23 protein-coding genes are annotated in these 25,342 nt (G+C 59.0%); 18 read left to right on the top strand and 5 right to left on the bottom strand.

The features are described 5' to 3' along the window. Positions 1-109: 109 nt before the first annotated feature. The 5 genes from ytfQ to MOQ06_RS15375 all read left to right on the top strand — a co-directional run bounded on the left by ytfQ (position 110) and on the right by MOQ06_RS15375 (position 6,380). Entirely contained in the window at positions 110-1,066 is a 957-nt protein-coding gene (ytfQ, locus tag MOQ06_RS15395) for a galactofuranose ABC transporter substrate-binding protein YtfQ (protein ID WP_148421931.1), read from the top strand. A 134-nt stretch (positions 1,067-1,200) separates the two neighbouring features. Continuing rightward, positions 1,201-2,703 (top strand): galactofuranose ABC transporter, ATP-binding protein YtfR, encoded by a 1,503-nt coding sequence (gene ytfR, locus MOQ06_RS15390; protein WP_148421933.1) that lies wholly within the window; start codon positions 1,201-1,203, stop codon positions 2,701-2,703. Positions 2,704-2,713: 10 nt separating this feature from the next. Next, positions 2,714-3,739 (top strand): galactofuranose ABC transporter, ATP-binding protein YtfT, encoded by a 1,026-nt coding sequence (ytfT, locus tag MOQ06_RS15385; RefSeq protein ID WP_242173847.1) that lies wholly within the window; start codon positions 2,714-2,716, stop codon positions 3,737-3,739. Next, positions 3,726-4,727 (top strand): galactofuranose ABC transporter, permease protein YjfF, encoded by a 1,002-nt coding sequence (yjfF, locus tag MOQ06_RS15380; protein WP_242173845.1) that lies wholly within the window; start codon positions 3,726-3,728, stop codon positions 4,725-4,727. Before ytfT ends, yjfF begins: the two co-directional genes overlap by 14 nt. A gap of 84 nt (positions 4,728-4,811) precedes the next feature. Continuing rightward, the gene (locus tag MOQ06_RS15375) at positions 4,812-6,380 is read left to right on the top strand and encodes a methyl-accepting chemotaxis protein (RefSeq protein WP_242173843.1); all 1,569 of its coding nucleotides are present in this window, start codon (positions 4,812-4,814) and stop codon (positions 6,378-6,380) included. 38 nt (positions 6,381-6,418) lie between these two features. Here MOQ06_RS15375 and fbp read toward each other — a convergent pair whose 3' ends face one another. Beyond that, complete coding sequence (gene fbp, locus MOQ06_RS15370; RefSeq protein ID WP_148421940.1) at positions 6,419-7,417, bottom strand: class 1 fructose-bisphosphatase; 999 nt, start codon at positions 7,415-7,417, stop codon at positions 6,419-6,421. A 179-nt stretch (positions 7,418-7,596) separates the two neighbouring features. On the opposite strand from fbp, the gene mpl reads away from it, so the two are divergent. Next, positions 7,597-8,973, top strand: coding sequence for a UDP-N-acetylmuramate:L-alanyl-gamma-D-glutamyl-meso-diaminopimelate ligase (gene mpl, locus MOQ06_RS15365; protein ID WP_148421942.1), 1,377 nt, complete (start codon positions 7,597-7,599; stop codon positions 8,971-8,973). A gap of 88 nt (positions 8,974-9,061) precedes the next feature. On the opposite strand, the gene yjgA is transcribed toward mpl, so the two are convergent. Continuing rightward, positions 9,062-9,613, bottom strand: coding sequence for a ribosome biogenesis factor YjgA (yjgA, locus tag MOQ06_RS15360; protein WP_148421944.1), 552 nt, complete (start codon positions 9,611-9,613; stop codon positions 9,062-9,064). 95 nt (positions 9,614-9,708) lie between these two features. Here yjgA and pmbA point away from each other — a divergent pair, with 95 nt between their 5' ends. From pmbA to MOQ06_RS15300, 12 genes are all read left to right on the top strand, one after another. Then, on the top strand, positions 9,709-11,061 hold the full coding sequence (gene pmbA, locus MOQ06_RS15355) for a metalloprotease PmbA (protein WP_148421946.1): 1,353 nt from the start codon (positions 9,709-9,711) through the stop codon (positions 11,059-11,061). 38 nt (positions 11,062-11,099) lie between these two features. Next, complete coding sequence (cybC, locus tag MOQ06_RS15350; protein ID WP_148421948.1) at positions 11,100-11,486, top strand: cytochrome b562; 387 nt, start codon at positions 11,100-11,102, stop codon at positions 11,484-11,486. Between the two features lie 390 nt (positions 11,487-11,876). Beyond that, positions 11,877-12,215: a glycine dehydrogenase gene (locus MOQ06_RS15345; RefSeq protein WP_086527803.1), complete on the top strand. Its 339-nt coding sequence runs from the start codon at positions 11,877-11,879 to the stop codon at positions 12,213-12,215. A 10-nt stretch (positions 12,216-12,225) separates the two neighbouring features. Further along, positions 12,226-12,588 (top strand): SFCGS family glycine-rich protein, encoded by a 363-nt coding sequence (locus tag MOQ06_RS15340; RefSeq protein WP_006810339.1) that lies wholly within the window; start codon positions 12,226-12,228, stop codon positions 12,586-12,588. 2 nt (positions 12,589-12,590) lie between these two features. Beyond that, on the top strand, positions 12,591-12,890 hold the full coding sequence (locus tag MOQ06_RS15335; protein WP_006810338.1) for a DUF4312 family protein: 300 nt from the start codon (positions 12,591-12,593) through the stop codon (positions 12,888-12,890). A 22-nt stretch (positions 12,891-12,912) separates the two neighbouring features. Further along, entirely contained in the window at positions 12,913-13,689 is a 777-nt protein-coding gene (locus tag MOQ06_RS15330; protein WP_006810337.1) for a DUF4311 domain-containing protein, read from the top strand. A 12-nt stretch (positions 13,690-13,701) separates the two neighbouring features. Then, the gene (locus MOQ06_RS15325; RefSeq protein ID WP_003856081.1) at positions 13,702-14,343 is read left to right on the top strand and encodes a DUF4310 family protein; all 642 of its coding nucleotides are present in this window, start codon (positions 13,702-13,704) and stop codon (positions 14,341-14,343) included. Positions 14,344-14,385: 42 nt separating this feature from the next. Beyond that, the gene (locus MOQ06_RS15320; RefSeq protein ID WP_242173841.1) at positions 14,386-15,519 is read left to right on the top strand and encodes an amidohydrolase/deacetylase family metallohydrolase; all 1,134 of its coding nucleotides are present in this window, start codon (positions 14,386-14,388) and stop codon (positions 15,517-15,519) included. After that, positions 15,503-16,621 (top strand): DgaE family pyridoxal phosphate-dependent ammonia lyase, encoded by a 1,119-nt coding sequence (locus MOQ06_RS15315; protein WP_242173839.1) that lies wholly within the window; start codon positions 15,503-15,505, stop codon positions 16,619-16,621. Before MOQ06_RS15320 ends, MOQ06_RS15315 begins: the two co-directional genes overlap by 17 nt. Next, positions 16,618-17,358, top strand: coding sequence for a KDGP aldolase family protein (locus MOQ06_RS15310; protein ID WP_176608865.1), 741 nt, complete (start codon positions 16,618-16,620; stop codon positions 17,356-17,358). Before MOQ06_RS15315 ends, MOQ06_RS15310 begins: the two co-directional genes overlap by 4 nt. A gap of 125 nt (positions 17,359-17,483) precedes the next feature. Then, positions 17,484-18,620 (top strand): lactonase family protein, encoded by a 1,137-nt coding sequence (locus MOQ06_RS15305; RefSeq protein WP_242173837.1) that lies wholly within the window; start codon positions 17,484-17,486, stop codon positions 18,618-18,620. A 19-nt stretch (positions 18,621-18,639) separates the two neighbouring features. Then, positions 18,640-20,550: a PRD domain-containing protein gene (locus MOQ06_RS15300; protein ID WP_242173835.1), complete on the top strand. Its 1,911-nt coding sequence runs from the start codon at positions 18,640-18,642 to the stop codon at positions 20,548-20,550. A gap of 32 nt (positions 20,551-20,582) precedes the next feature. On the opposite strand, the gene nrdG is transcribed toward MOQ06_RS15300, so the two are convergent. From nrdG to treC, 3 genes are all read right to left on the bottom strand, one after another. Then, positions 20,583-21,047: an anaerobic ribonucleoside-triphosphate reductase-activating protein gene (gene nrdG / locus MOQ06_RS15295; protein WP_176608862.1), complete on the bottom strand. Its 465-nt coding sequence runs from the start codon at positions 21,045-21,047 to the stop codon at positions 20,583-20,585. A 118-nt stretch (positions 21,048-21,165) separates the two neighbouring features. Then, the gene (gene nrdD, locus MOQ06_RS15290; RefSeq protein WP_242173833.1) at positions 21,166-23,304 is read right to left on the bottom strand and encodes an anaerobic ribonucleoside-triphosphate reductase; all 2,139 of its coding nucleotides are present in this window, start codon (positions 23,302-23,304) and stop codon (positions 21,166-21,168) included. Between the two features lie 373 nt (positions 23,305-23,677). Then, positions 23,678-25,321, bottom strand: coding sequence for an alpha,alpha-phosphotrehalase (gene treC / locus MOQ06_RS15285; RefSeq protein ID WP_242173831.1), 1,644 nt, complete (start codon positions 25,319-25,321; stop codon positions 23,678-23,680). Between the last annotated feature and the right edge of the window lie 21 nt (positions 25,322-25,342).

The raw sequence follows: 25,342 nt of genomic DNA, 5'->3' as shown, positions 1-25,342 counted from the left end.
CACTTTTCTGAAGTGTGATGTAACGCAATCCGTAACATATTCGATTGGCTATAGTTCAACCGCGGAACATCTTTTAACCAACAATAACCTACCCTACGAGGACGTTCATATGTGGAAGCGCTTACTTCTTGTTACAGCAGTTTCGGCAGCCATGTCGTCTATGGCGATGGCCGCACCGTTAACCGTTGGATTTTCGCAGGTCGGATCTGAATCCGGCTGGCGCGCCGCTGAAACTAACGTGGCGAAAAGTGAAGCTGAAAAACGCGGTATTACGCTCAAAATCGCCGATGGTCAGCAAAAGCAAGAGAACCAGATTAAAGCGGTACGCTCCTTTATCGCCCAGGGCGTGGATGCGATCTTTATCGCCCCGGTTGTCGCCACGGGCTGGGAGCCGGTTCTGAAGGAAGCCAAAGATGCTGAAATTCCAGTCTTCCTGCTTGACCGTTCCATCGACGTAAAAGACAAATCTCTCTATATGACCACCGTCACCGCCGATAACGTTCTCGAAGGCAAGCTGATTGGTGAATGGCTGGTGAAGCAGGTGGATGGCAAGCCGTGTAACGTGGTTGAGCTGCAGGGTACCGTCGGTGCGAGCGTGGCTATCGACCGTAAGAAAGGCTTTGCGGAGGCTATCGCCAGCGCGCCAAATATTAAGATCGTCCGCTCTCAGTCCGGCGACTTCACCCGCAGCAAGGGCAAAGAGGTTATGGAGAGCTTCATCAAAGCTGAAAATAACGGCAAAAACATCTGCATGGTTTACGCCCACAACGACGACATGGCCATCGGCGCTATCCAGGCCATCAAAGAAGCGGGCCTGAAGCCGGGCAAAGATATTCTCACCGGCTCTATCGACGGCGTGCCGGACATCTATAAAGCGATGATTGACGGTGAAGCGAACGCCAGCGTCGAGCTGACGCCAAACATGGCGGGCCCGGCATTCGATGCGCTGGAGAAATTCAAGAAAGACGGCACGATGCCTGAAAAAGTGACGGTCACCAAATCCACGCTCTACCTGCCGGATACGGCGAAAGAAGAGTTAGAGAAGAAGAAAAATATGGGCTACTAAGCTCTGACCCCCCCTCACCCCAGCCCTCTCCCCGGAGGGGAGAGGGGGAAAGGCAGGGCGGAGCTGGATATTAACAGTTGGCACGATCAATCCCCTCTCCCCTCCGGGGAGAGGGTCAGGGTGAGGGGGAAACCATGACCACTGAACAACACCAGGAAATCCTCCGCACAGAGGGCCTGAGTAAATTCTTCCCGGGCGTTAAGGCGCTGGATAACGTTGATTTCAGCCTGCGGCGCGGGGAGATCATGGCGTTGCTCGGCGAAAACGGCGCGGGGAAATCGACGCTGATCAAAGCCCTGACCGGGGTGTATCACGCCGATCGCGGCACCATCTGGCTGGAAGGCAACGCCATTTCGCCAAAAAATACTGCCCACGCGCAGCAGCTGGGGATCGGAACGGTCTACCAGGAAGTGAACCTGCTGCCGAACATGTCGGTGGCGGATAACCTGTTTATTGGCCGCGAGCCCAGGCGCTTTGGGCTGCTGCGCCGCAAGGAGATGGAAGCCCGCGCGGCGAAGCTGATGGAATCTTACGGCTTCTCCCTCGACGTGCGCGAGCCGCTGAACCGCTTTTCCGTGGCGATGCAGCAGATCGTCGCGATCTGCCGCGCCATCGATCTCTCGGCGAAAGTGCTGATCCTTGATGAACCCACCGCCAGCCTCGATACCCAGGAAGTGGAAATGCTTTTTACCCTGATGCGCCAGCTGCGCAATCAGGGCGTGAGCCTGATTTTCGTTACCCATTTTCTCGATCAGGTCTACGAGGTAAGCGATCGCATTACGGTGCTGCGCAACGGCAGCTTTGTTGGCTGCCGCGAAACCCGCGAGCTGCCGCAGATTGAGCTGGTTAAAATGATGCTGGGCCGGGAGCTGGAGGCCAACGCGCTCCAGCGTGCGGGCCGGACGCTGCTGAGCGAAAAGCCGGTCGCCGCGTTTCACGACTACGGCAAAAAAGGCACTATCGCACCGTTTAACCTGGAGGTGCGCCCCGGTGAAATTGTGGGGCTGGCGGGGCTGTTAGGCTCTGGTCGCACCGAAACTGCCGAGGTGATCTTCGGGATCAAACCCGCCGACAGCGGAACGGCGCTGATCAAAGGCAAACCGCAAACGCTGCGTTCGCCGCATAAGGCGTCGTGTCTGGGAGTGGGCTTCTGCCCGGAAGACAGGAAAACGGACGGCATTATTGCGGCCGCCTCGGTGCGCGAAAATATTATTCTGGCCCTGCAGGCCCAGCGCGGCTGGCTGCGGCCGATCCCGCGTAAGGAGCAGAACGCCATTGCCGAGCGCTTTATCCGACAGCTCGGCATTCGTACCCCGAGCGCTGAGCAGCCCATCGAGTTTTTGTCGGGCGGCAACCAGCAGAAGGTGCTGCTTTCTCGCTGGCTGCTGACCAAACCGCAGTTCCTGATCCTCGACGAGCCAACGCGCGGCATCGACGTGGGCGCGCACGCCGAAATCATCCGGCTTATCGAAACGCTGTGCGCCGACGGCCTGGCGCTGCTGGTCATCTCGTCGGAGCTGGAGGAGCTGGTTGGCTATGCCGATCGCGTCATCATCATGCGCGATCGCAGGCAGGTGGCGGAGATCCCGCTGGATGAACTGTCCGTTCCGGCGATCATGAATGCCATCGCGGCGTAAGGAGTCACATGTGATGTCCCGTTCTCTTTCGCAAACCGGCGAAGCGAAGCGCCGCTTCAGCTGGCCGACCGGCACGCCGCAAATCGCGGCGCTGCTGCTGGTGCTGCTGGTGGATAGCCTGGTGGCTCCGCACTTCTTTCAGATCGTCGTGCAGGATGGCCGCCTGTTTGGCAGCCCTGTCGACATCTTAAACCGTGCCGCGCCCGTGGCGCTGCTGGCGATTGGGATGACGCTGGTAATTGCCACCGGCGGCATTGACCTTTCCGTTGGCGCCGTAATGGCGATAGCGGGCGCTACCGCCGCCTCGATGACCGTCGCCGGGCACAGCCTGCCGGTAGTCCTGCTCGCCGCGCTGGGCTCTGGAGTACTGGCCGGGCTGTGGAACGGCATTCTGGTCGCGGTTCTCAAGATCCAGCCGTTTGTCGCGACGTTGATTTTGATGGTGGCCGGACGCGGCGTGGCGCAGCTTATCACCTCCGGGCAGATCGTCACCTTTAACTCTCCGGGCCTGGCGTGGATCGGCAGCGGTAATTTTCTGTTCTTCCCGACGCCGGTGATCGTCGCCCTCGTGACGCTGGTGGTGTTCTGGCTTTTCACCCGCAAAACGGCGCTTGGCATGTTCATCGAAGCGGTCGGGATTAACATCCGGGCCGCGAAAAACGCCGGGGTAAATACACGGCTGATGGTGATGCTGACCTACGTGCTGAGCGGCGTCTGTGCCGCAATTGCCGGGGTGATCGTGGCGGCAGATATTCGCGGGGCGGATGCCAACAACGCCGGACTCTGGCTGGAGCTGGACGCGATCCTCGCGGTGGTTATCGGCGGCGGGTCGCTGATGGGCGGTCGTTTCAACCTCCTGCTCTCGGTGGTGGGGGCGCTGATTATTCAGGGCATGAACACCGGGATTTTGCTCTCCGGGTTCCAGCCGGAGCTTAATCAGGTCGTCAAGGCGGTCGTGGTGCTTATTGTACTTATCGTGCAGTCGCCGCGCTTTATCACTCTCATTAAGGGGTTCCGCGGTCATGATAAAACGTAATTTACCGTTAACGATCACGCTGGGCGTGTTCGTGCTGGGCTACCTTTACTGCCTGACCCAGTTTCCGGGCTTTGCCTCAACGCGGGTGATTTGCAACATTCTGACCGATAACGCGTTTCTTGGGATTATCGCCGTCGGCATGACGTTTGTGATCCTCTCCGGTGGGATCGATCTCTCCGTCGGGTCGGTGATCGCCTTTACCGGCGTGTTTCTTGCCAAAGCGATTGGCTACTGGGGGATCTCGCCGCTGCTGGCCTTCCCGCTGGTGCTGGCTATGGGCTGCGCGTTCGGCGCCTTTATGGGGCTTTTAATCGACGCGCTGAAAATCCCGGCGTTTATCATCACCCTCGCCGGGATGTTCTTCCTGCGCGGCGTAAGTTATCTGGTGTCGGAGGAGTCGATTCCGATTAACCATCCTATCTACGACACGCTCTCCAGCCTGGCGTGGAAAATCCCCGGCGGCGGTCGACTGAGCGCGATGGGGCTGCTGATGCTGGGCGTCGTGGCAATCGGCATCTTGCTTGCCCGCCGTACCCGGTTTGGTAATCAGGTTTACGCCATCGGCGGCAGCGCTACGTCAGCGAACCTGATGGGGGTGTCGACGCGCAGCACCACCATCCGCATCTACATGCTCTCGACCGGGCTGGCGACGCTGGCGGGTATCGTGTTCTCGATCTACACCCAGGCGGGCTATGCGCTGGCGGGGGTGGGCGTCGAGCTGGACGCGATTGCCTCGGTGGTTATTGGCGGCACGCTGCTCAGCGGCGGGGTGGGAACGGTGCTCGGCACGCTGTTTGGCGTGGCGATCCAGGGGCTGATCCAGACCTACATTAACTTCGACGGCACGCTCAGCTCCTGGTGGACTAAAATCGCCATCGGCATCCTGCTGTTTATTTTTATCGCGCTCCAGCGCGGCCTGACGGTGCTCTGGGAGAACCGCCAGAGCTCGCCTGTTACCCGTGTGAACACATCACTAACAGAGCGATAACATGCTGAAAGTCTAAACAAATTCCGGTAGCGGCCGATACTCTTTCTTTATGCCCAGAAATATCTCGCTACCGGAAATAACATCATGCTTAAAACGCTATCGATTCGTACCGGCTTGCTCTCTTTACTGGCCGTTATGACCCTTCTGCTGCTGGCCGTCAGCGGCATCGGCATTTATGCCCTCACGCAAAGCTCCTCATCGCTCCAGCGCATCAACCACCTTCAGGGGGAACAGATGGTGCAGCTGAACGCTGGCTACACCCTGATCCTGCGCGCGCGCAACGAAGCGGGGCAGGCCGTCCGCATGATGGAGATCGGCATGCTGGACGATGCTGCAAAAGCGGTCAAAACCATTAATCAGGAAGTGGCGCAGGCGCGGAAAACGCTGAAGGGTACGATCGACGGTGGCGTAGCGGATGAACGGGGGCAAACGCTGCTGGATAACGTGGCCGCGAGCCTGGCGGCCTATAACCAGCAGGGTATTGACCCGATGCTGAAAGCCCTGAACGAGCAAAGCGCGGACAGCTATTACGATCTGCTGGAAAATAAGCTGATCCCGGTGGCGAAGCGGTTTGATAACGACATGCAGGCGTTCCAGGCGTGGAGCGAGGCGCGCGGCAAAGCGGAAGTGAACGCCGTTCAGGCGAGCAAAACGCGGGTGCTTATCCTGATCGTTGTCGCCGCGCTGCTGACGGCGGGCATTATCGTGCTGGCCTGGCTGGCGCTGCGCCACATGCTGCTCAGGCCGCTTTCCGCCTCGATTGCCCAGCTGGAGCACGTAGCGGCCGGAGATTTAACCCACGCGCTGAACGCCCCGGCGAGCCAGGAGTTTAATCGCCTTAACGCGGCGATCGAAGCGATGCGCCGGTCGCTGATGGACTCGGTGCTGCGGGTGCGCGACGCCAGCTCGCAGATTGATACCGGCAGCCGCGAGCTGACGGCGGGAAACCGGGATCTTGCCGTACGCACGGAATCCACCGCCACCTCGCTGGAGCAGACCGCCGCCAGCATGGAAGAGATCACCGCCACGGTGAAACTCAACGCCGACAACGCCGGGCAGGCGCACCAGCTGGCGAAGTCGGTATCCGATACCGCCGATCGCGGCAGTGAAATGGTGTGCTACGTGATTGAGAAGATGCGCGATATTTCCGGCAGCTCGGCGCGCATCGCCGACATCCTGAGCGTGATTGACGGCATCGCGTTCCAGACCAACATTCTGGCGCTGAACGCCTCCGTTGAAGCGGCGCGCGCGGGCGAGCAGGGGCGCGGTTTCGCGGTTGTGGCGGGCGAAGTGCGTAACCTCGCCAGCCGCAGCGCCGACGCCGCAAAAGAGATCCGCTCGCTTATCAGCGATTCGCAGAACCACGTGAACGAAGGCAGCGAGCTGGCGCAGCAGGCCGGCGAGACGATGGACGAGATCGCCACCGAAGTGCTGCGAATGACAAAGCTGATGCGTGAAATTGCGACCGCGTCTCAGGAGCAGAGCCGGGGTATTGAGCAGGTGAATATTGCCGTCAATCAGATGGATGAAACCGCCCAGCAGAACGCGGCGCTGGTGCAGCAATCTACCGCCGCCACGCGCTCGCTGGAAGCGCAGTCGCGCGAGCTGATGGAAGCCATGGCCTCCTTCAGACTCACGACGCAAACGGCATAACGAAAAAGGGGAGCCTTCCCGGCTCCCCTTTTGGCGTATTACGCGTCCGGGTATTCGCGGATCATGCGTTCTACGTCATCAACCATATGGTCATTGCCGACGAAGAACGAACGGCGCTGGTGCAGGCTTTCCGGCACGATATCCAGAATACGCTCTTTACCGTCGCTCGCCTTGCCGCCCGCCTGTTCGGCCAGGAACGCCATCGGGTTGCATTCATACAGCAGACGCAGCTTCCCGTCCGGGTGGCTTGCGGTGCTTGGGTAAAGGTAAATGCCGCCCTTCAGCAGGTTACGGTGAAAATCCGCCACCAGCGAGCCGATATAGCGGGAGGTGTACGGGCGCTGGGTAGCCTTATCTTCTTCCTGGCAGAATTTGATGTATTTCTTCACGCCGTTCGGGAATCGGATGTAGTTGCCTTCGTTGATGGAATAGGTGTTGCCCTTCTCCGGGAAGCGCATACGCTCCTGGCTCAGACAGAAGACGCCCAGCGACGGATCGTAGGTAAAGGCGTGAACGCCGCAGCCGGTGGTGTACACCAGCATGGTGGACGAGCCATATACCACGTAACCGGCCGCGACCTGATTGCTGCCCGGTTGCAGGAAGTCTTCTTCCGTCACCGGCGTGCCAACAGGCGTGACGCGGCGGTAGATAGAGAAAATGGTACCGACAGAAACGTTAACGTCGATGTTGGAGGAGCCGTCCAGGGGATCCATCAGAACAACGTATTTTGCGTGTTCACACCCTTCGAAAACGACGATTTCATCTTCTTCTTCAGAGGCGATACCCGCAACGATGTCGCGCGCGCGCAGTGCTGCTTTTAGTTTTTCATTGGCGAACAGGTCGAGTTTCTGCTGAACCTCACCCTGAACGTTCTCGGCACCGCTGGCACCCAGGATATCGACCAGACCGGCCTTGTTGATATCACGGTGGATGATCTTAGCGCCCAGCTTTATTGCCGACAGCAAAGCAGTGAGCTCACCCGTAGCATGAGAGAACTCGTGCTGCTTTTCGACAATAAATTCACCTAACGTTTTCATAACACTTTCCCTGCATCTTATGTTGAGTAAAGCGGTTGATGTCCAACAATCTTAACAAACATTCAAATATTAGCGCAGAGGTGAATCGCGCCAGCAAAATACGGATTTACCTGAAATGCGTTTCACAGCCGCTGACATGCGGGTAAAATGTGCGCCACATTGAAGAAGGATAGTGACGTATGCGCATTCATATATTGGGGATTTGTGGCACTTTCATGGGCGGACTGGCAATGCTGGCGCGCTCGCTGGGCCATGAAGTGACGGGTTCGGACGCCAATGTGTATCCGCCGATGAGCACGCTGCTGGAGAAGCAGGGTATCTCTCTGATTCAGGGATATGACGCCAGCCAGCTGGAGCCGCAGCCGGATCTGGTGATCGTGGGTAACGCCATGACCCGTGGAAATCCATGCGTTGAGGCGGTGCTGGAACGCAATATTCCGTACATGTCTGGCCCGCAGTGGCTGCATGATTTCGTCCTGCGCGACCGCTGGGTTATCGCCGTTGCCGGTACGCACGGCAAAACCACTACCGCCGGAATGGCAACCTGGATCCTCGAAGCCTGCGGCTACAAGCCGGGCTTTGTGATCGGCGGCGTGCCGGGGAATTTCGACGTCTCCGCGCGTCTGGGTGACAGCCCGTTCTTTGTAATTGAAGCGGACGAATACGACTGCGCATTCTTCGACAAGCGTTCCAAATTTGTGCATTACTGCCCGCGCACGCTGATCCTCAACAACCTTGAGTTCGATCACGCTGACATCTTTGACGACCTGAAGGCGATTCAGAAACAGTTCCACCATCTGGTGCGCATTGTTCCGGGTCAGGGGCGCATCATCCTGCCGGAGAACGACATCAACCTGAAGCAGACCATGGCAATGGGATGCTGGAGCGAGCAGGAGCTGGTGGGCGAGCAAGGCCACTGGCAGGCGAAAAAGCTCAACGCGGATGCATCCGAGTGGGAAGTGCTGCTCGACGGTGAGAAAGTGGGTGAGGTGAAGTGGAGCCTGGTGGGCGAGCACAACATGCACAACGGCCTGATGGCGATCGCTGCGGCGCGTCATGTGGGCGTACTGCCTGCGGATGCCGCCAATGCGCTGGGGACGTTTATCAACGCCCGCCGCCGTCTGGAGCTGCGCGGCGAAGCCCACGGCGTGACGGTGTATGACGATTTCGCGCACCACCCAACCGCTATTCTGGCGACGCTTGCGGCGTTACGCGGCAAGGTTGGCGGCACCGCGCGCATTCTGGCGGTGCTGGAACCGCGTTCAAACACCATGAAAATGGGTATCTGCAAGGACGATCTCGCGCCGTCCCTGGGGCGTGCCGACGAAGTCTTCCTGCTGCAGCCGCAGCATATTCCGTGGCAGGTGGCTGAAGTGGCCGACGCCTGCATTCAGCCTGCACACTGGAGTGCGGACGTGGATGTATTAGCGGATATGGTGGTGAAAGCGGCACAGCCTGGCGATCACATTCTGGTGATGAGCAACGGCGGGTTTGGTGGTATTCATCAGAAACTGCTGGACGGTCTGGCGAAGAAAGCGGAAGCGGTAGCAGAGTAAGCCCCTCACCCCAGCCCTCTCTCCTTTGGTGAGAGGGTGTTCAATTCCCCTCTCCCCTTTGGGGAGAGGGGCTGGGTGAGGGGACAGATTATTCGCCGTTCTCGGACAGCTCGCGCAGATACTGGAAAATCAGGCGCGCAGACTTCGGCGGCTTATTCCCTTCTTTCTCTTTCTTCGCGTTACGGATAAGCGAACGCAGCTGCTGGCGGTCGGCATCCGGCCACAGGTTCAGCACTTCAGGTACGGCGTCATCGCCCTGTTCAATCAGACGATCGCGGATCTGCTCCAGCTTATGGAACAGCGCAACCTGCTGGTTGTGGCGGTTTTTCAGCTTGTCCAGCGCCTGACGGATCGGCTCTACGTCGCGCTGACGCAGCAGTTTACCGATAAGCTGAAGCTGGCGGCGACGCCCTTCCTTCTTGATTTTCTGTGCCAGTTCAATGGCATCACGCAGATCCTGGTCGAGCGGGATCTTATCCAGCGCGTTTTTACCCAGATCGACCATCTCTGCGCCAAGCTGTTTTAACTCTTCGGCGTCACGTTTAATTTCACTTTTACTGACCCAGATGATCTCATCATCTTCGTCTTCGATGTCATCACCGGGAACGTCGTCGAGCCAGTCTTCGGGCTGCTTAGTCATGTCAGGCTCCTTAAAAAAAGAGGCTAATGTTACCAGTTAAGACGCGCACTGAAAAACGGTTCTCTGTTAGACTTCACTTAACTCTCTCTTACAGTATGGCATTTGCGATGAAAGTAACCTCACAAGTTGAAGCGCAGCGTAAGATCCTGGAAGAAGCCGTCTCCACCGCGCTGACGCTCGCTTCAGGTAAATCAGATGGCGCCGAAGTGGCGGTCAGCAAAACCACCGGCATTAGCGTGAGCACCCGCTATGGCGAAGTGGAGAATGTAGAATTTAACAGCGATGGCGCGCTGGGGATCACCGTTTATCACCAGAATCGCAAAGGCAGCGCCTCGTCTACCGATCTCAGCCCGGATGCCATCGCCCGTACGGTGCAGGCGGCGCTGGATATCGCCCGTTACACCTCCCCGGATCCTTACGCTGGCGTGGCCGATAAAGAGCTGCTGGCGTTTGATGCGCCGGATCTCGATCTGTTCCACCCGGCGGAAGTGACCCCGGATGAAGCCATCGAGCTGGCCGCGCGCGCCGAACAGGCGTCTTTGCAGGCGGATAAACGCATCACCAATACCGAAGGCGGCAGCTTCAACAGCCACTACGGCATCAAAGTCTTCGGCAACAGCCACGGCATGCTGCAGGGCTACTGCTCTACCCGTCACTCGCTTTCCAGTTGCGTGATCGCCGAAGAGAACGGCGACATGGAGCGTGATTACGCCTATACCATCGGCCGCGCGCTGGGGGATTTGCAGTCTCCGGAGTGGGTGGGTAAAGAGTGTGCCGAACGCACGCTGTCACGCCTGTCGCCGCGTAAGCTTTCCACCATGAAGGCCCCGGTGATTTTTGCCAACGAAGTGGCGACCGGCCTGTTTGGCCATCTGGTGGGCGCTATCGCGGGCGGCTCCGTTTACCGTAAATCGACCTTCCTGCTCGACTCGCTGGGCAAGCAGATCCTGCCGGAATGGCTGACCATCGAAGAGCATCCGCACCTGCTGAAAGGGCTGGCCTCCACGCCGTTCGACAGCGAAGGCGTTCGCACCGAACGTCGCGATATTATCAAAGACGGTATTCTGACCCAGTGGCTGCTGACCAACTACTCCGCGCGCAAGCTGGGGCTGAAAAGCACCGGTCACGCGGGCGGCATCCACAACTGGCGCATTGCCGGTCAGGGCCTGAGCTTTGAGCAGATGCTGAAAGAGATGGGCACCGGCCTGGTGGTGACCGAGCTGATGGGGCAGGGCGTAAGCGGCATCACCGGCGACTACTCGCGCGGCGCGGCGGGCTTCTGGGTGGAAAACGGCGAAATTCAGTATCCGGTGAGCGAAATCACCATCGCGGGTAACCTGAAGGACATGTGGCGCAACATCGTTACGGTCGGTAACGATATTGAAACACGCAGCAATATACAGTGTGGTTCAGTTCTTCTGCCCGAAATGAAAATTGCGGGTCAATAAAGATAGCGTTTTGTTAATAATAAAAAAGGAAGTGAGCAATGCGTAAACACCTGTTAGCGATCGTCGCGGCTTCAACGCTGGTTCTTGGCTCGTCCGCGTTTGCTGCCGATCTCGAAGACAATATGGATATTCTCAGCGAAAACCTGAAGGTTGTGCAGAAAACGGACAATGCGGCGGACATGAAAGACGCCCTGACCAAAATGCGCGAAGCGGCGCTGGACGCGCAAAAGGCGACGCCGCCGAAGCTGGAAAGCAAAGCGGCGGACAGCGCCGAGATGAAAGACTACCGTCACGGTTTTGACGTGCTGGTCGGCCAGATCGACGGTGCGCTGAAGCTGGCTAACGAAGGCAAGGTGAAGGAAGCCCAGGCGGCAGCGGAACAGTTTGCCACCACGCGCAACACCTATCACAAAAAATATCGTTAATTGGGTGCCTGAGCTGTACGTCCTTTCCCGTATGCGGGGGCGCAGTTAGCGCCCCCGCATCTTTGCTCCCTACTTGCCGGAGCGACACTCCATCCGCGCGGTCACTTCAGGCGAGCCGTTTCGAAAGCGGATCCCCATAAGAAAACCTTATCCACGTCACATTTCTACGAGTCGGCTCGTAATCTTTTCCACTTCGCTGACCTGTCCATTGCCGCGTAATAGCGTGATATTCATCACGCAAATACAGCGTTTTATCCAGATTCACCGCATTTATGTGGCACAGATCACTGCCGCTGCTCGCCTTTCCACTTTGAAGTGGAAAACAACTCGCTACAAACCCTTCCCTCCCAACGTTAGTTTTATTCCAGAGCCATTAACGGGGTAAGACGAGTGATTAACGGAGCGGTAATGAACGACGTTGGGGAACAGGCGGTGCAGACTGAACAGCTCGCGAACACCATGCTACAGCAGGTTTATGCCCTGCTGGCCCGGCACAACATCATCCCCAATGCAGTACAGGAGCAGATGCTGACCTCCCACGTTCGCGCAATGGCGCACCGGTCCGTGACCGGCGAGCCGCTGCCGGAGGTTGAAGCAGAGCTGTTCGACGAAATTTCACCCGATTCAATGCGGCTCGCCCGTGAAGTGGTGGCGCAGTTTGGCAACCTTCCTGATGAAGAGGCCTGGCTGCTCTCCGTTCACTTCGAAGTCGCGAAAGACAACCTTTAAGGAGCAACACATGGAACAGATTACAGTCGTGATTGGCGATCGCCTGGGCAAAGGTCAGAAAGTGGCTGCCGGTGTGGAGAAAGCCGGTGGGCGCGCGGTTGTCGTACCGGGCATGGCCGCGGACATGAAGCTGGGTGACGTAATGAAGGCGGAAAACGCCACCTTCGGTATCTCGTTCTGCGGCAGCGGCGGCGCGGGCGCCATCACCGCCCAGACCAAATACGGCTACAAGGCCAAGTACGGCATGCGTTCCGTGGATGAGGGCGTGACCGCCATCAACGAAGGCTGCAACGTGCTGGGCTTTGGCTTTATGGATAAAGAAGAGCTGGGCGAACGTCTGGTGCAGGCGTGGCAGAAGAAATACGGCGCATAAGCATGAAAGAACAGTTCACAACCACGGTGAGGGTGAAGGGGAAGGGCGACGCCAAAGCGCGCGCCTTTGCCGACGCGCTCAACCACGTTCAGGCCGCGGTGATGAAAGCCTCACCGCATATCTTACTGCGTATTGAGCCACAGGATGTGCAGGTCGTTCAGGCGCAAGAAGCGGTGCGAAAAGAAGCCTTTCTGTTCTTCTTTTTGCGCCGGGAAAGACGCACCTACAGCGTGGAGCTGGATGTGACCGTCAACGTGACCGCCATCAATCTCGACCAGGTGGACTTCGTCACGCAACGCTGATTATTCATAAAAGGGCAGACTGATGTTCTTAATTATATTAATAAAATCGCTCATCATTGGCGGCCTGGTTGGCGTCGGTGTTGGAGCCGGGGCTGCACGCATGTTTCATGCGCCTACCACTCAGGGTATGGGCGCGTTTCGTACGTTGGGGGAGCTGAACTCCTGCGAAGGGGATCCGGCGTCCCACTTCTCCTTTGGGTTAGGCTTCTTCTTTAACGCCTGGGCCTCTTCCGTGGCCGCTGGCGCCTTCACACAGGACGTTGACCACCGCATCATCCCAAACTGGGGTGCTGCCGCACTGATGATCAAAAACCGTAACGTCGGCGAAACGCTGCACGATCCCCGCAAAATGGCGATTGCCTGCGGCATCATCGGCATGATTGTCGTGACCTTCCTGAACCTTACCGCCTCCTCCGTTCCGGCCGCGCTTCAGGTCACCGCCGTGAAGGTGCTGGTGCCGGCGGCGAACCTGCTGGTGAACACCGTAATGCCGGTGATCTTCTGGCTGGCGGCCATCGACGCGGGTAAAAAATCGGGCTTCTGGGCCACCATCTTCGGCGGCGCGGCGCAGCTGATTATGGGTAACGCCGTACCGGGCCTGGTGCTGGGGATCCTGATCGGTAAAGGCGTGGAAGAGAGCGGCTGGAACCACGTCACTAAGGTGATGATGGCGGCCATCGTTCTGCTCTTCGTGCTGAGCGGCTTCTTCCGCGGCTTCGACATGAAGATGATCGAATCCTTCCATCTGACGGTGCCGAACTGGCTCGACATGATCCACAACTCGCTCAGCGGTAAATAACAGGAGCCTCCAATGGAACAGAATAAAGGTTTTTGGTATGCCGACTGGTCGTTCCCGATCTTCGTTGGCCTGCTCTCCTCCGGCGTGTTTGCCGGGACGCACATGTACTACCTCTACGGCATCGGCGCGTTTAACGAAGTGGCCTTCGTGGCGATGCTGAAGGCGGGGATTGATACCGGCGTGTACGGCGCGGTGGCCGCGTTCGGCGCGAGCTTCCTGTTCGCCCGTATTATCGAAGGCTCGCTGGTGGGGATCCTCGACATCGGCGGGGCGATCCAGACCGGCGTGGGGCTCGGCGTGCCGGCGCTGCTGCTGGGCGCGGGGATCATGTTCCCGGTGACCAACTTCATTGCCTCGCTGATTACCGGCCTGGTGATTGGCCTGGCGATTGGCTACGTCATCATCCTGGCGCGTAAGTTCACCATCAACCAGAGTAACTCTACCTACGGTGCAGACGTGATGATGGGCGCGGGCAACGCTTCCGGCCGCTTCCTCGGTCCGCTGATTATCCTCAGCGCCATGACGGCCTCCATTCCTATCGGCGTCGGCTCCCTGGTGGGGGCGCTGCTGTTCTACATCTGGCAGAAGCCGATCACCGGTGGCGCCATCCTCGGCGCAATGATTTTGGGCTGGCTGTTCCCGGTCGCCCTTTAATACCCGCGGGCGCTCCGGCGCCCGATTTATCAGGAGAACCTTATGTTTGATTTACTCCTGCGCCGTGCGCGCCTTGCCGACGATACCCTGACCGATATCGCCATTCAGGACGGGAAGATCGCCGCGACAGGCGAAATTGACGCTCCCACCCGCAAAACGGTTGAGCTTAACGGTAACGTGTTCGTCAGCGCGGGCTGGATTGACTCCCACGTTCACTGCTACCCGAACTCCCCCATTTACCACGACGAGCCGGACAGCGTCGGCATTGCCACCGGCGTCACCACCGTGGTGGACGCGGGCAGTACCGGTGCCGACGACGTGGACGATTTCTATGACATCACCCGCAAAGCCTCAACCGAGGTGTTTGCCCTGCTGAATATCTCCCGCGTGGGGCTGATTGCCCAGAACGAGCTGGCCAATATGGCGAATATTGATGCCGATGCCGTGAAGCAGGCGGTGAAGCGCCACCCTGATTTTATCGTCGGCCTGAAGGCGCGCATGAGCAGCAGCGTGGTGGGGGAAAACGGTATTACCCCGCTGGAGCGCGCAAAGGCCATTCAGAAAGAGAACGGCGACCTGCCGCTAATGGTGCACATCGGCAACAATCCGCCGAACCTCGACGAAATTGCCGAGCTGTTAAGCTCCGGCGACATCATTACCCACTGCTACAACGGCAAGCCAAACCGCATTCTGACGCCCTCCGGCGAGCTGCGCGCCTCCATTACCTCCGCCCTGAAACGCGGTGTGCGGCTGGACGTAGGCCACGGTACGGCGAGCTTCAGCTTTGAAGTGGCGAAACGCGCCATCGCGATGGGCATTCTGCCGCACACCATCAGCTCGGATATCTACTGCCGCAACCGCATCAACGGCCCGGTCGGCTCGCTTTCGAGCGTGATGTCAAAATTCCTCGCCGTCGGCATGTCGTTGCCGCAGGTGATTGACTGCGTCACCGCGAACGCCGCCGACGGCCTGCGCCTGACGCGCAAAGGGCGTATCGAGCCCGGCCTCGACGCCGACCTGACGCTGTTCACCGTTAAGCGCCAGCCGACGGTGCTGACGGATGCTGAAAACGACAGCCTGCAGGCTGAACACATTCTGGTGCCGCTTGCCGCGATCCGCGCGGGCAAGGGCTACATGACCGAACAAGGGAGCACGGAACATGCCTTCGATTTATGAGAAGTACCACTTAAAGCAGGTTATTAACACCTCTGGCCGCATGACGGCGCTGGGCGTCTCCACGCCGCGCCCGGAAGTGGTGCAGGCGGCGATGGACGGCATGAATCACTACTTCGAGATGAAGGATCTGGTTAACAAAACCGGCGAATACATCGCGAAGCTGCTGGACGTGGAGGGCGCGACGGTGGTCTCCTGCGCGTCGGCGGGCATTGCCCAGTCCGTGGCGGCAGTGCTGGTGAAGGACAGCGACTGGCTGTTGGAAAACCTGCACGTCACCCCGATTGAAAACAACGAGATCGTGCTGCCGAAAGGCCACAACGTGAACTTCGGCGCGCCGGTGGGCACCATGGTGGCGCTGGGCGGCGGCAGGCTGGTGGAGGCAGGCTACGCCAACGAATGCTCTGCCGATCAGCTGGCGGCGGCGATCACCCCGCGCACCGCGGCGATCCTCTATATCAAATCGCACCACTGCGTGCAGAAAAGCATGCTCAGCGTTGAGCAGGCGGCGGTCGTGGCGCGTAAGCACGATCTCCCCCTGATCGTCGATGCCGCAGCGGAAGAAGATCTGCACGCGTACTACTGCTCCGGCGCTTCTCTTGTTATCTACAGCGGCGCGAAGGCGATTGAAGGGCCAACCAGCGGGCTGGTGATCGGCAAAACTCAATATGTTGAATGGGTGAAGCGTCAGACGGCGGGCATTGGCCGCGCCATGAAGGTGGGCAAAGAGGGCATTCTCGGCCTGACCTGCGCCATCGAACACTACCTGACGGCCACCAAAGAGAGCGGTGCAGAGATGGTGGCAAAAATGACGCCGTTTATCGACGCGCTCAACACCCTGAACGGCGTCACGGCGCGCGTGGTCTGGGACAGCGCCGGTCGCGACATTGCGCGCACCGAGATTAAGTTTGACGAAGCGACCACCGGCGTCGGCACCGGCGAGCTTGTCGCGCAGCTGAAGCAGGGTGAATACGCCATTTACTTCCGTGGCTACAAGGCCAACGAAGGGATCATCGAAGCGGACGTGCGCAGCGTGAGCGCTGACCAGCTGAACATCGTATACCGCCGCATTAGCGAAGTATTAGGACAGGAGAAAAAAGCATGAAACTGACCCCCAATTTTTACCGTGACCGCGTCTGCCTGAACGTGCTGGCAGGCTCGAAAGCCAACGCCAGCGCCATTTACGAGGCGGCGGAAGGCCATGTGCTGGTGGGCGTGCTCTCCAAAAACTATCCGGACGTGGCGAGCGCGGTCGCTGATATGCGTGAGTACGCGGCGCTGATTGATAATGCGCTCTCCGTAGGGCTGGGCGCGGGCGATCCGAACCAGTCGGCGATGGTGAGCGAAATCTCCCGCCAGGTTCAGCCGCAGCACGTTAACCAGGTTTTCACCGGCGTGGCCACCAGCCGCGCGCTGCTGGGGCAGAATGAGTCCGTGGTCAACGGTCTGGTCTCACCGACCGGCACCGTCGGGATGGTAAAAATCTCCACCGGCCCGCTGAGCAGCGCGGCACCGGACGGCATTGTGCCGGTTGAAACGGCGATTGCCCTGCTGAAGGATTTCGGCGGCAGCTCGATCAAATACTTCCCGATGGGCGGCCTCAAGTGTCGCGACGAGTACAAAGCGGTGGCGGAAGCCTGCGCCCGTCATGACTTCTGGCTGGAGCCGACCGGGGGAATCGATCTGGATAACTTCGAGGCGATCCTGCAGATCGCGCTGGACGCGGGCGTGAGCAAAATCATTCCGCATATCTACAGCTCGATTATCGACAAAGACAGCGGCGATACGCGTCCGGAAGACGTGCGTACGCTGCTTGCGATGACGAAGAAGCTGGTAAAGTAAAACAAAACCTTACCCCTCACCCCAGCCCTCTCCCCAAAGGGGAGAGGGTGTAATCGTCCCTACTCCCCTTTGGGGAGAGGGTTAGGGTGAGGGGAAACACGCCGCACAACCCCAAAGGAGCCACCATGCACACCCAAAACCTGCTTGTCGCTTCACTCTCGTTGCTTGCCACTGCCGCTATCGCCCAGCCGCAGTACGCCTGGGTCGGCACCTATAACCCCAACGGTGAGGGGCTGTACCGCTTTACCGTCGACCCGAACACCGGCGCGCTCGGCGATAAAACGCTGGTGAGCAGGCTCCCGAACGCGGCGCAGCTGACCGTCTCTCACGACGGCAAAACGCTGTATCTGGCAAGCGAGGTGGAGCAGGGCGTGGTGCAGGCGCTGCGCGTGGGCGATAACGGCGAGCTGAGCGAGCTGAATCAGGTCTCCTCCGGCGGTGCGGGGCCGGTGTACCTGTCGTTAACGCCGAACGGCCAGCACCTGCTGGTGGCGAACTACGTCAGCGGATCGATCGCGGTGCTGCCCGTCAACGCAGACGGCAGCCTGGGTGAGGCCACGGACACGCATCAGGATCGGGGCGAACCGGGGGCGGCGAAGCCGGAAGCTGCCGTTGAGGGCAGCTTTGCCATCAGCGATCATAACGGCCCACATGCGCACATGATCGCCGCCGATCCGAGCGGGAAGTATGTGTTTTCTACCGATCTGGGGCTGGATCGCATCTACCAGTACCGCTTTGACGATCGAAGCGGCAAGCTGACGCCGAACGATCCGCCGTTTATCAGCGCCTCATCAAAAGGTGCCGGGCCGCGCCACTTTGTCTTTACGCCGAAGGGAGACGCTCTGTGGCTGATTAACGAAGAAGCCTCTACGCTCACCCATTATGCGCTGGACAGCAACGGCAGGCTCAAAGAAGGTAAAACGGTTTCAGCCCTGCCGGACGGTTACAGGGGTACCAGCTTTGCCGCCGGGCTGGCGTTAAGCGCCGATGGTAAACAGCTGTATGTCGCTAACCGTTTGCATAACAGCATCGGGCACTTTACCGTAACGGCGGAGGGGACGCTGACGCACCGGGACGATGTCTGGACGCGCGGTGACTATCCGCGAACCCTGACGCTCGATAAGCAGGGGCGCTGGCTGTACGTCATGAACCAGCGCAGCGACAACATTACCCGCTTCCGCGTGGCGCAGGACGGCAGGCTGAGCGTTGAGCCAGACTACACCCCGGTCGGCAGCCCATCCCAGATGGTTATTTCACCCTGAGCAGTAAGAGGACGACGACGTGCGATTTCCGAACCAACGTTTAGCGCAACTTTTCGATCTGTTGCAAAACGAGACGCTGCCGCAGGACGAGCTGGCGCAGCGGCTGTCGGTCTCCACGCGAACCGTCCGGGCGGATATCACCGCCCTGAACGCGCTGCTGGTGAGCCACGGCGCGCAGTTCGTTCTGAGCCGCGGTAACGGCTATCAGCTTAAAATTGATGATGCTGAACGTTACCAGCAGCTACAGGCATCGCACCCGCGCGCGCTGCGCATTCCGCGAACCGGGCCGGAGCGCGTGCACTATCTGGTGGTGCGTTTTCTGACCTCGGCGTTTTCCCTTAAGCTGGAGGACCTGGCGGACGAGTGGTTTGTCAGCCGCGCCACGTTGCAGAGCGACATGGTGGAGGTACGCGAGTGGTTCCACCGGTACAACCTGACGCTGGAAACCCGCCCGCGCCACGGCATGAAGCTGTTTGGCCGCGAGATGGCGATCCGCGCCTGCCTGACCGACCTCCTGTGGGAGCTGGCGCAGCAGGACAGCCTGAACCCGCTGGTTACCGAGGTGGCGCTCAACGCGGGCGTGGCGGAAAAGATGGTGCCCATACTGCACGACGCGCTGACCCGCCATCACATTCGCCTGACCGACGAGGGCGAGCTGTTCCTGCGCCTGTACTGCGCGGTGTCGGTGCGGCGCATCAGCGAAGGTTACCCGCTGCCGGAATTTCATGCGGAAGACGTGGAGGACAACGTGCGCGAGGCGGCGAAAGCTATCGCGGCGTCCATCCAGCAGCTGGCGGACAAAGCGCTTTCACCTTCGGAAGAGAGCTGGCTGTGCGTGCACATTGCGGCGCGGCAGATCCAGGAGATCGCCCCCAGCGCGATTAACGCCGACGACGATGAGGCGCTGGTCAACTACATCCTGCGCTACATCAATACCCACTATAACTACAACCTGCTCAGCGACGAACAGCTGCACGCGGATCTGCTCACGCACATCAAAACCATGATCACCCGCGTGCGGTATCAAATCATGATCCCCAATCCGCTGCTGGATAACATCAAGCAGCACTATCCGATGGCGTGGGACATGACCCTCGCGGCCGTGTCGAGCTGGGGGAAATATACCCCGTACGCGATCAGCGAAAACGAGATTGGCTTCCTGGTGCTGCACATCGGCGTCGGGCTGGAGCGTCACTACAACATTGGCTACCAGCGCCAGCCGCGGGTGCTGCTGGTGTGCGACGCCGGAAACGCGATGGTGCGGATGATCGAGGCGGTGCTCCAGCGTAAATACCCGCAGATTGAGATCGCGCGGACGCTCACCCTGCGCGAGTACGAGCAGGCGGATACCGTCGTCGAGGACTTTGTTATTTCCACCGCCCGCGTGAGCGAAAAATCCAAACCGGTGGTGACGATAGCTCCGTTCCCGACCGACTATCAGCTGGAGCAGATCGGCAAGCTGGTGCTGGTGGACAGAACCCGCCCGTGGATGCTGGAGAAATACTTCGACGCGGCCCATTTCCGCATTATCGACAAGCCCGTCGACCAGCAAACCCTGTTCCGCGAACTGTGCGAGCAGCTCGAACGCGAGGGCTTTGTCGGGGCGGAATTTCTGGATTCGGTCATCGAGCGTGAGGCCATCGTCAGCACCATGCTTGGCGACGGCATCGCGCTGCCGCACTCCCTCGGCCTGCTGGCGCAAAAAACGGTGGTCTACACGGTGCTGGCGCCGCAGGGCATTCAGTGGGGAGATGAAACAGCCCATGTGATTTTCCTGCTTGCGATTAGCAGGAGTGAATATGAAGAGGCGATGGCCATTTACGACATCTTCGTCACCTTCCTGCGTGAACGCGCGATGGCGCGCCTGTGCCAGTGCGAGGATTTTGCGACGTTTAAGGCTGAGGCCGTGGAGAGTTTGAGCCGGTTTTGAGAAAAAAGCGGATAGAGGCTATCCGCTATTAATTAACGCAGATGATGCACAACCTGGTTACTGCTGCCTCGCCAGATAAGCATGGGATCTTTTAAATCCTGCACGAACTTGCCGTCGACCAGCACGTTAATCAGATCCACCACTTCCCTCTGAGCAGCATTCAGTTCATCCAGCTTATAGCCCGTCCAGACCCAGATATCTTTTCCCGCGCATTCGCGGCGAATGCGTTTCACCAGCTTCAGAATATCCGGCACGTTTTGCGGATGCAGCGGGTCGCCGCCGGAGAGCGAAATCCCCTGACGTTTGATGCGCGTGTCGTTCAGGTCGCTGATGATGCGGTCTTCCATTTCAGCGGTGAACGGCATACCGGAATTTAAGCGCCAGGTGCTTTTGTTGTAGCAGCCGGGGCACTCGTGAATGCAGCCCGATACAAAGAGCGTGCAGCGGGTGCCGGGGCCGTTGACGATGTCGACGGGGTAGTACTGGTGATAGTTCATAGCGTTGGCCTGATGTGATGCCTTAACCCTCACCCTAACCCTCTCCCCAAAGGGGACGATTACACCCTCTCCCCTTTGGGGAGAGGGTTGGGGTGAGGGGGAGAACCCGGCAAAAAACTTACCCGATCTGCCCATTCCCTAAATGCTTCACGCGGCGCTTCACCTCTTCCTGCTTGCCGGCGTTAAACGGACGCGCGTCCGGGCTGCCGAGATAGCCGCACACGCGGCGGGTCACGGAAACGCGGGCCGCATCGTGGTTACCGCATTTCGGGCAGGTGAAGCCTTTGCTGGTGCACTCAAACTCGCCGGTAAAGCCGCACTCGTAGCATTCGTCGATTGGCGTGTTGGTCCCGTAATACGGCACGTGCTGGTAGCTGTAGTCCCACACGTCTTCCAGCGCCTTCAGGTTGTGCTGAATGTTCGGGTACTCGCCGTAGCAGATGAAGCCGCCGCTGGCGATCGGCGGGTAGGCCGCTTCGAAGTCGATCTTGTCGTACGGGTTCACCTTCTTCTCTACGTCGAGGTGGAAGCTGTTGGTGTAGTACCCTTTGTCGGTCACCCCTTCCACAATCCCGAACTCGGCGGTGTCCAGGCGGCAGAAGCGATCGCACAGGTTTTCGCTCGGCGTACTGTACAGGCTAAAACCGTAGCCGGTTTCGTCTTTCCACTGGTCCACCGCATCACGCAGGCGCTGCACAATCGCGATGCCTTTCTCGCGCAGGGTATCGCTGTCGTAAATGTGCCTGACGCCAAACAGCGCGTTAATGGTTTCGTGAATACCGATATAGCCCAGCGAGATCGACGCGCGGCCGTTTTTGAAGATCTCAGCAACGTCATCGTCCGCCTTCAGGCGCACGCCGCAGGCCCCTTCCATATAAAGGATTGGCGCGACGCGGGCTTTCACCCCTTCGAGACGCGCAATGCGGGTCATCAGCGCCTTACGCGCCAGCTGTAAACGCTCGTCCAGCAGCGTCCAGAAGGCCTCTTCATTACCTTTCGCCTCCAGCGCGATGCGCGGCAGGTTAAGGCTGATTACGCCCAGGTTGTTGCGCCCGTCGTGGATCTGCTCGCCGTTCTCATCTTCGTACACGCCGAGGAAGCTGCGGCAGCCCATTGGCGTTTTGAACGAGCCGGTGACCTTCACCACCTGGTCGTAGTTCAGAATGTCCGGGTACATGCGCTTGCTCGCGCACTCCAGCGCCAGCTGTTTAATGTCGTAGTTCGGATCGCCAAACTTGTGGTTCAGCCCGTCGCGGATGGCGAAGACCAGTTTCGGGAACACCGCAGTTTTGCGGTTTTTACCCAGGCCTGAAATACGGTTGCGCAGGATGGACTGCTGAATGAGGCGCGACTCCCAGCTGGTGCCGAGACCAAAGCCAAAGGTCACAAACGGCGTCTGGCCGTTGGCGGTGTGCAGCGTGTTCACTTCGTATTCCAGCGACTGGAAGGCGTCGTAGCACTCTTTCTCCGTGCGGGAACGGGCGTAACCGTCGGCATCCGGGATCTGCCACTCTTCCGCCGTTTTACGGTGCTTGTTGAAGCTCTCGGTTACGAACGGGGCCAGCACTTCATCGATGCGGTTGATGGTGGTGCCGCCGTAAATGTGGCTCGCGACCTGGGCGATGATCTGCGCCGTGACCGCCGTCGCGGTGGAGATGGATTTTGGCGGTTCAATCTCGGCGTTACCCATTTTAAAACCGTGGGTCAGCATGCCCTTCAGGTCGATCAGCATGCAGTTGAACATCGGGAAGAACGGCGAGTAGTCGAGATCGTGGTAGTGGATTTCACCGCGCTCGTGCGCCGATACCACGTCGCGCGGCAGCAGATGCTGGCGCGCATAGTGCTTGGCGACGATACCGGCCAGCAGGTCGCGCTGGGTCGGGATTACTTTGCTGTCTTTGTTGGCGTTTTCATTAAGCAGCGAGGAGTTGGTCTGCTCCACCAGGCCGCGGATCTCCTGGTTCAGGCGACCGCGCTTCTCGCGCTGGACGTCACGGTCGTGACGGTACTCAATGTAGGCGCGCGCCAGCTGCTTGTAGGGGCCAGACATCAGCTGGTTTTCTACCGCAGTCTGGATCTCGTTGATATCCACCTGGCTGCGTTCATGCATCTGGCTGCTAACGACTTCTGCGACGGTGGCGCAGTAATCTGCGTCATCGACTCCCGCTGCTTTAGCTGCACGCAGAATGGCTTCTTTGATGCGCTCTGATTTAAACGGCACTTTACAGCCATCACGTTTCATCACATGCGGTGTCATGATCACTCCATTTTAAAAACAGGTTATCCACAGAGGTGGGGAAGTATTCACCGGGCTTATTGCTCGGCAGGCCAAAGACTTCCCGCGTTCCCGGTTCGTGTTATCCACAATTCCGGCCAGCGTAAGCGCCGTCTTGTTGTTGGAATTGTAGACGATAGATACAATATGTTGGGTCGGGATGCATTTTAAGTGCTACATATAGTGATTTGCATCAAACATGTTTGCGATTTTTTTGATTCAGAACAAAGTAAAAAGACGAGAGTACAAACGGCGGGCGCTGGAGCGATTGTAAATGCGCAGAGGCAAAATATTGCTTAATTATTCAACAAAAACAGCAAAATAAGCCGGGCGCGACGGGCGCCCGACGGGGAAATTACTGCTGTAACCACCACACGGCTTCAAACGGACGGAGCGAAGACGTATGGGGGGCAGGGTAGTTACTCATCACGATCCGCGCCTCGCCGCCCGGAGCGTCTGCGTGCCATTCCTGAGATGCGCCGCTCAGGTTTGCCACCACTATCAGCGTTTGTCCCTGCCACCGGCGGCGGTAGCACCACAGGGAAGGGTGTGTCGGGAGCAAATCTTCATAGTCTCCCCACGTCAGCACCGGCAGGGTTTTGCGCAGCCTGATGAGCGACTGATAGGTGTAAAACACCGAGTCCGGGTCGTCCAGCGCGGCCCGGGCGTTCACCGTCTCGTAATTATCGCAAACGCCAATCCACGGCTCGCCCCCGGTAAAGCCCGCGTTGTGCGAGGCGTCCCACTGCATCGGCGTGCGGCCATTATCGCGGGATTTGCACGCCAGAATCGCCAGCAATTCCTCCGCATCGCGGCCGTTTGCGCGCAGTTCGGCAAACATGTTCAGGCTTTCCACGTCGCGGTAGTCGGTGATGCGGCTGAAGTGCGGGTTGGTCATGCCCAGCTCTTCGCCCTGATAAATATACGGCGTGCCCTGCATGCCGTGCAGCACCATGCCGAGCATTTTCGCCGCCGCCACGCGGTGTTCCCCTTCGTCGCCAAAGCGCGACACGATGCGCGGCTGATCGTGGTTACACCAGAACAGCGCGTTCCACGCCTTGTTGTGCATCCCCTGCTGCCAGTGGTTAAAGAGGGTTTTTAGCGCCACGAAGTCCGGCTTCGCCTTTGTCCATTTTTCGCCGCCGGGGTAGTCCACCTTCAGGTGGTGGAAGTTGAAGGTCATCGACAGCTCGCGCCCGTCCAGAGACGCGTACTGCTGGCAGTTTTCCAGCGAGGTGGAGGACATCTCGCCTACCGTCATCAGGTTACGCGGGGTAAAGACGTCGCGGCTCATCTCCTGAAGAAATTCATGGATGCGCGGCCCGTCGGTGTAGAAGCGACGACCATCGCCGAAGGGATCGTCCGGGAAGGACCAATCTTTCGAAATCAGGTTAATCACGTCGAGACGTAAACCGTCCACGCCGCGATCGGCCCAGAACTCGCACACCTTCTTCAGTTCGGCGCGCACCTCCGGGTTTTCCCAGTTGAGGTCCGCCTGCTCCGGCGCGAACAGGTGCAGGTAATACTGCTCGCTTTCGGCGTGCCAGCGCCAGGCGTTGCCGCCAAACTTGGAGCGCCAGTTATTGGGAAGCTCGTCCGGCGTGCCGTCGCGCCAGATATAGAACTGGCGGTACGGGCTCGATTTGTTCAGCGATTCGCGGAACCAGGCGTGCTGCGTCGACGTATGGTTAAACACCATATCCAGCACGATGCGGATGCCTCGCGCGTGCGCCTGGGCGACCAGCTCGTCAAAGTCGTCCAGCGTGCCGTAGGTCGGGTCGATGGCGATGTAGTTCGCCACGTCGTAGCCGTTATCCACCTGCGGCGAGATATAAAACGGCGTCAGCCAGATGGCGTCAATGCCGAGGGTTTTCAGATAGTCCAGGCGCTGCGTCACGCCGCGCAGATCGCCCGTGCCGCTGCCGGTGGTGTCCTGGAAACTCTTTGGGTAAATCTGATAGATGACGCCGTTTTGCCACCAGTGAGGAAGGGTATTCATAGTGCGTTCCTGCAAATGCGA

It is taken from the genome of Enterobacter sp. I4, from assembly GCF_022669095.1.
GTDB classification, from domain to species: Bacteria; Pseudomonadota; Gammaproteobacteria; order Enterobacterales; family Enterobacteriaceae; genus Enterobacter; species Enterobacter pasteurii.
Note: the sequence above shows the minus strand (reverse complement) of the source record. Positions and strands in the feature narration are given on the sequence as shown.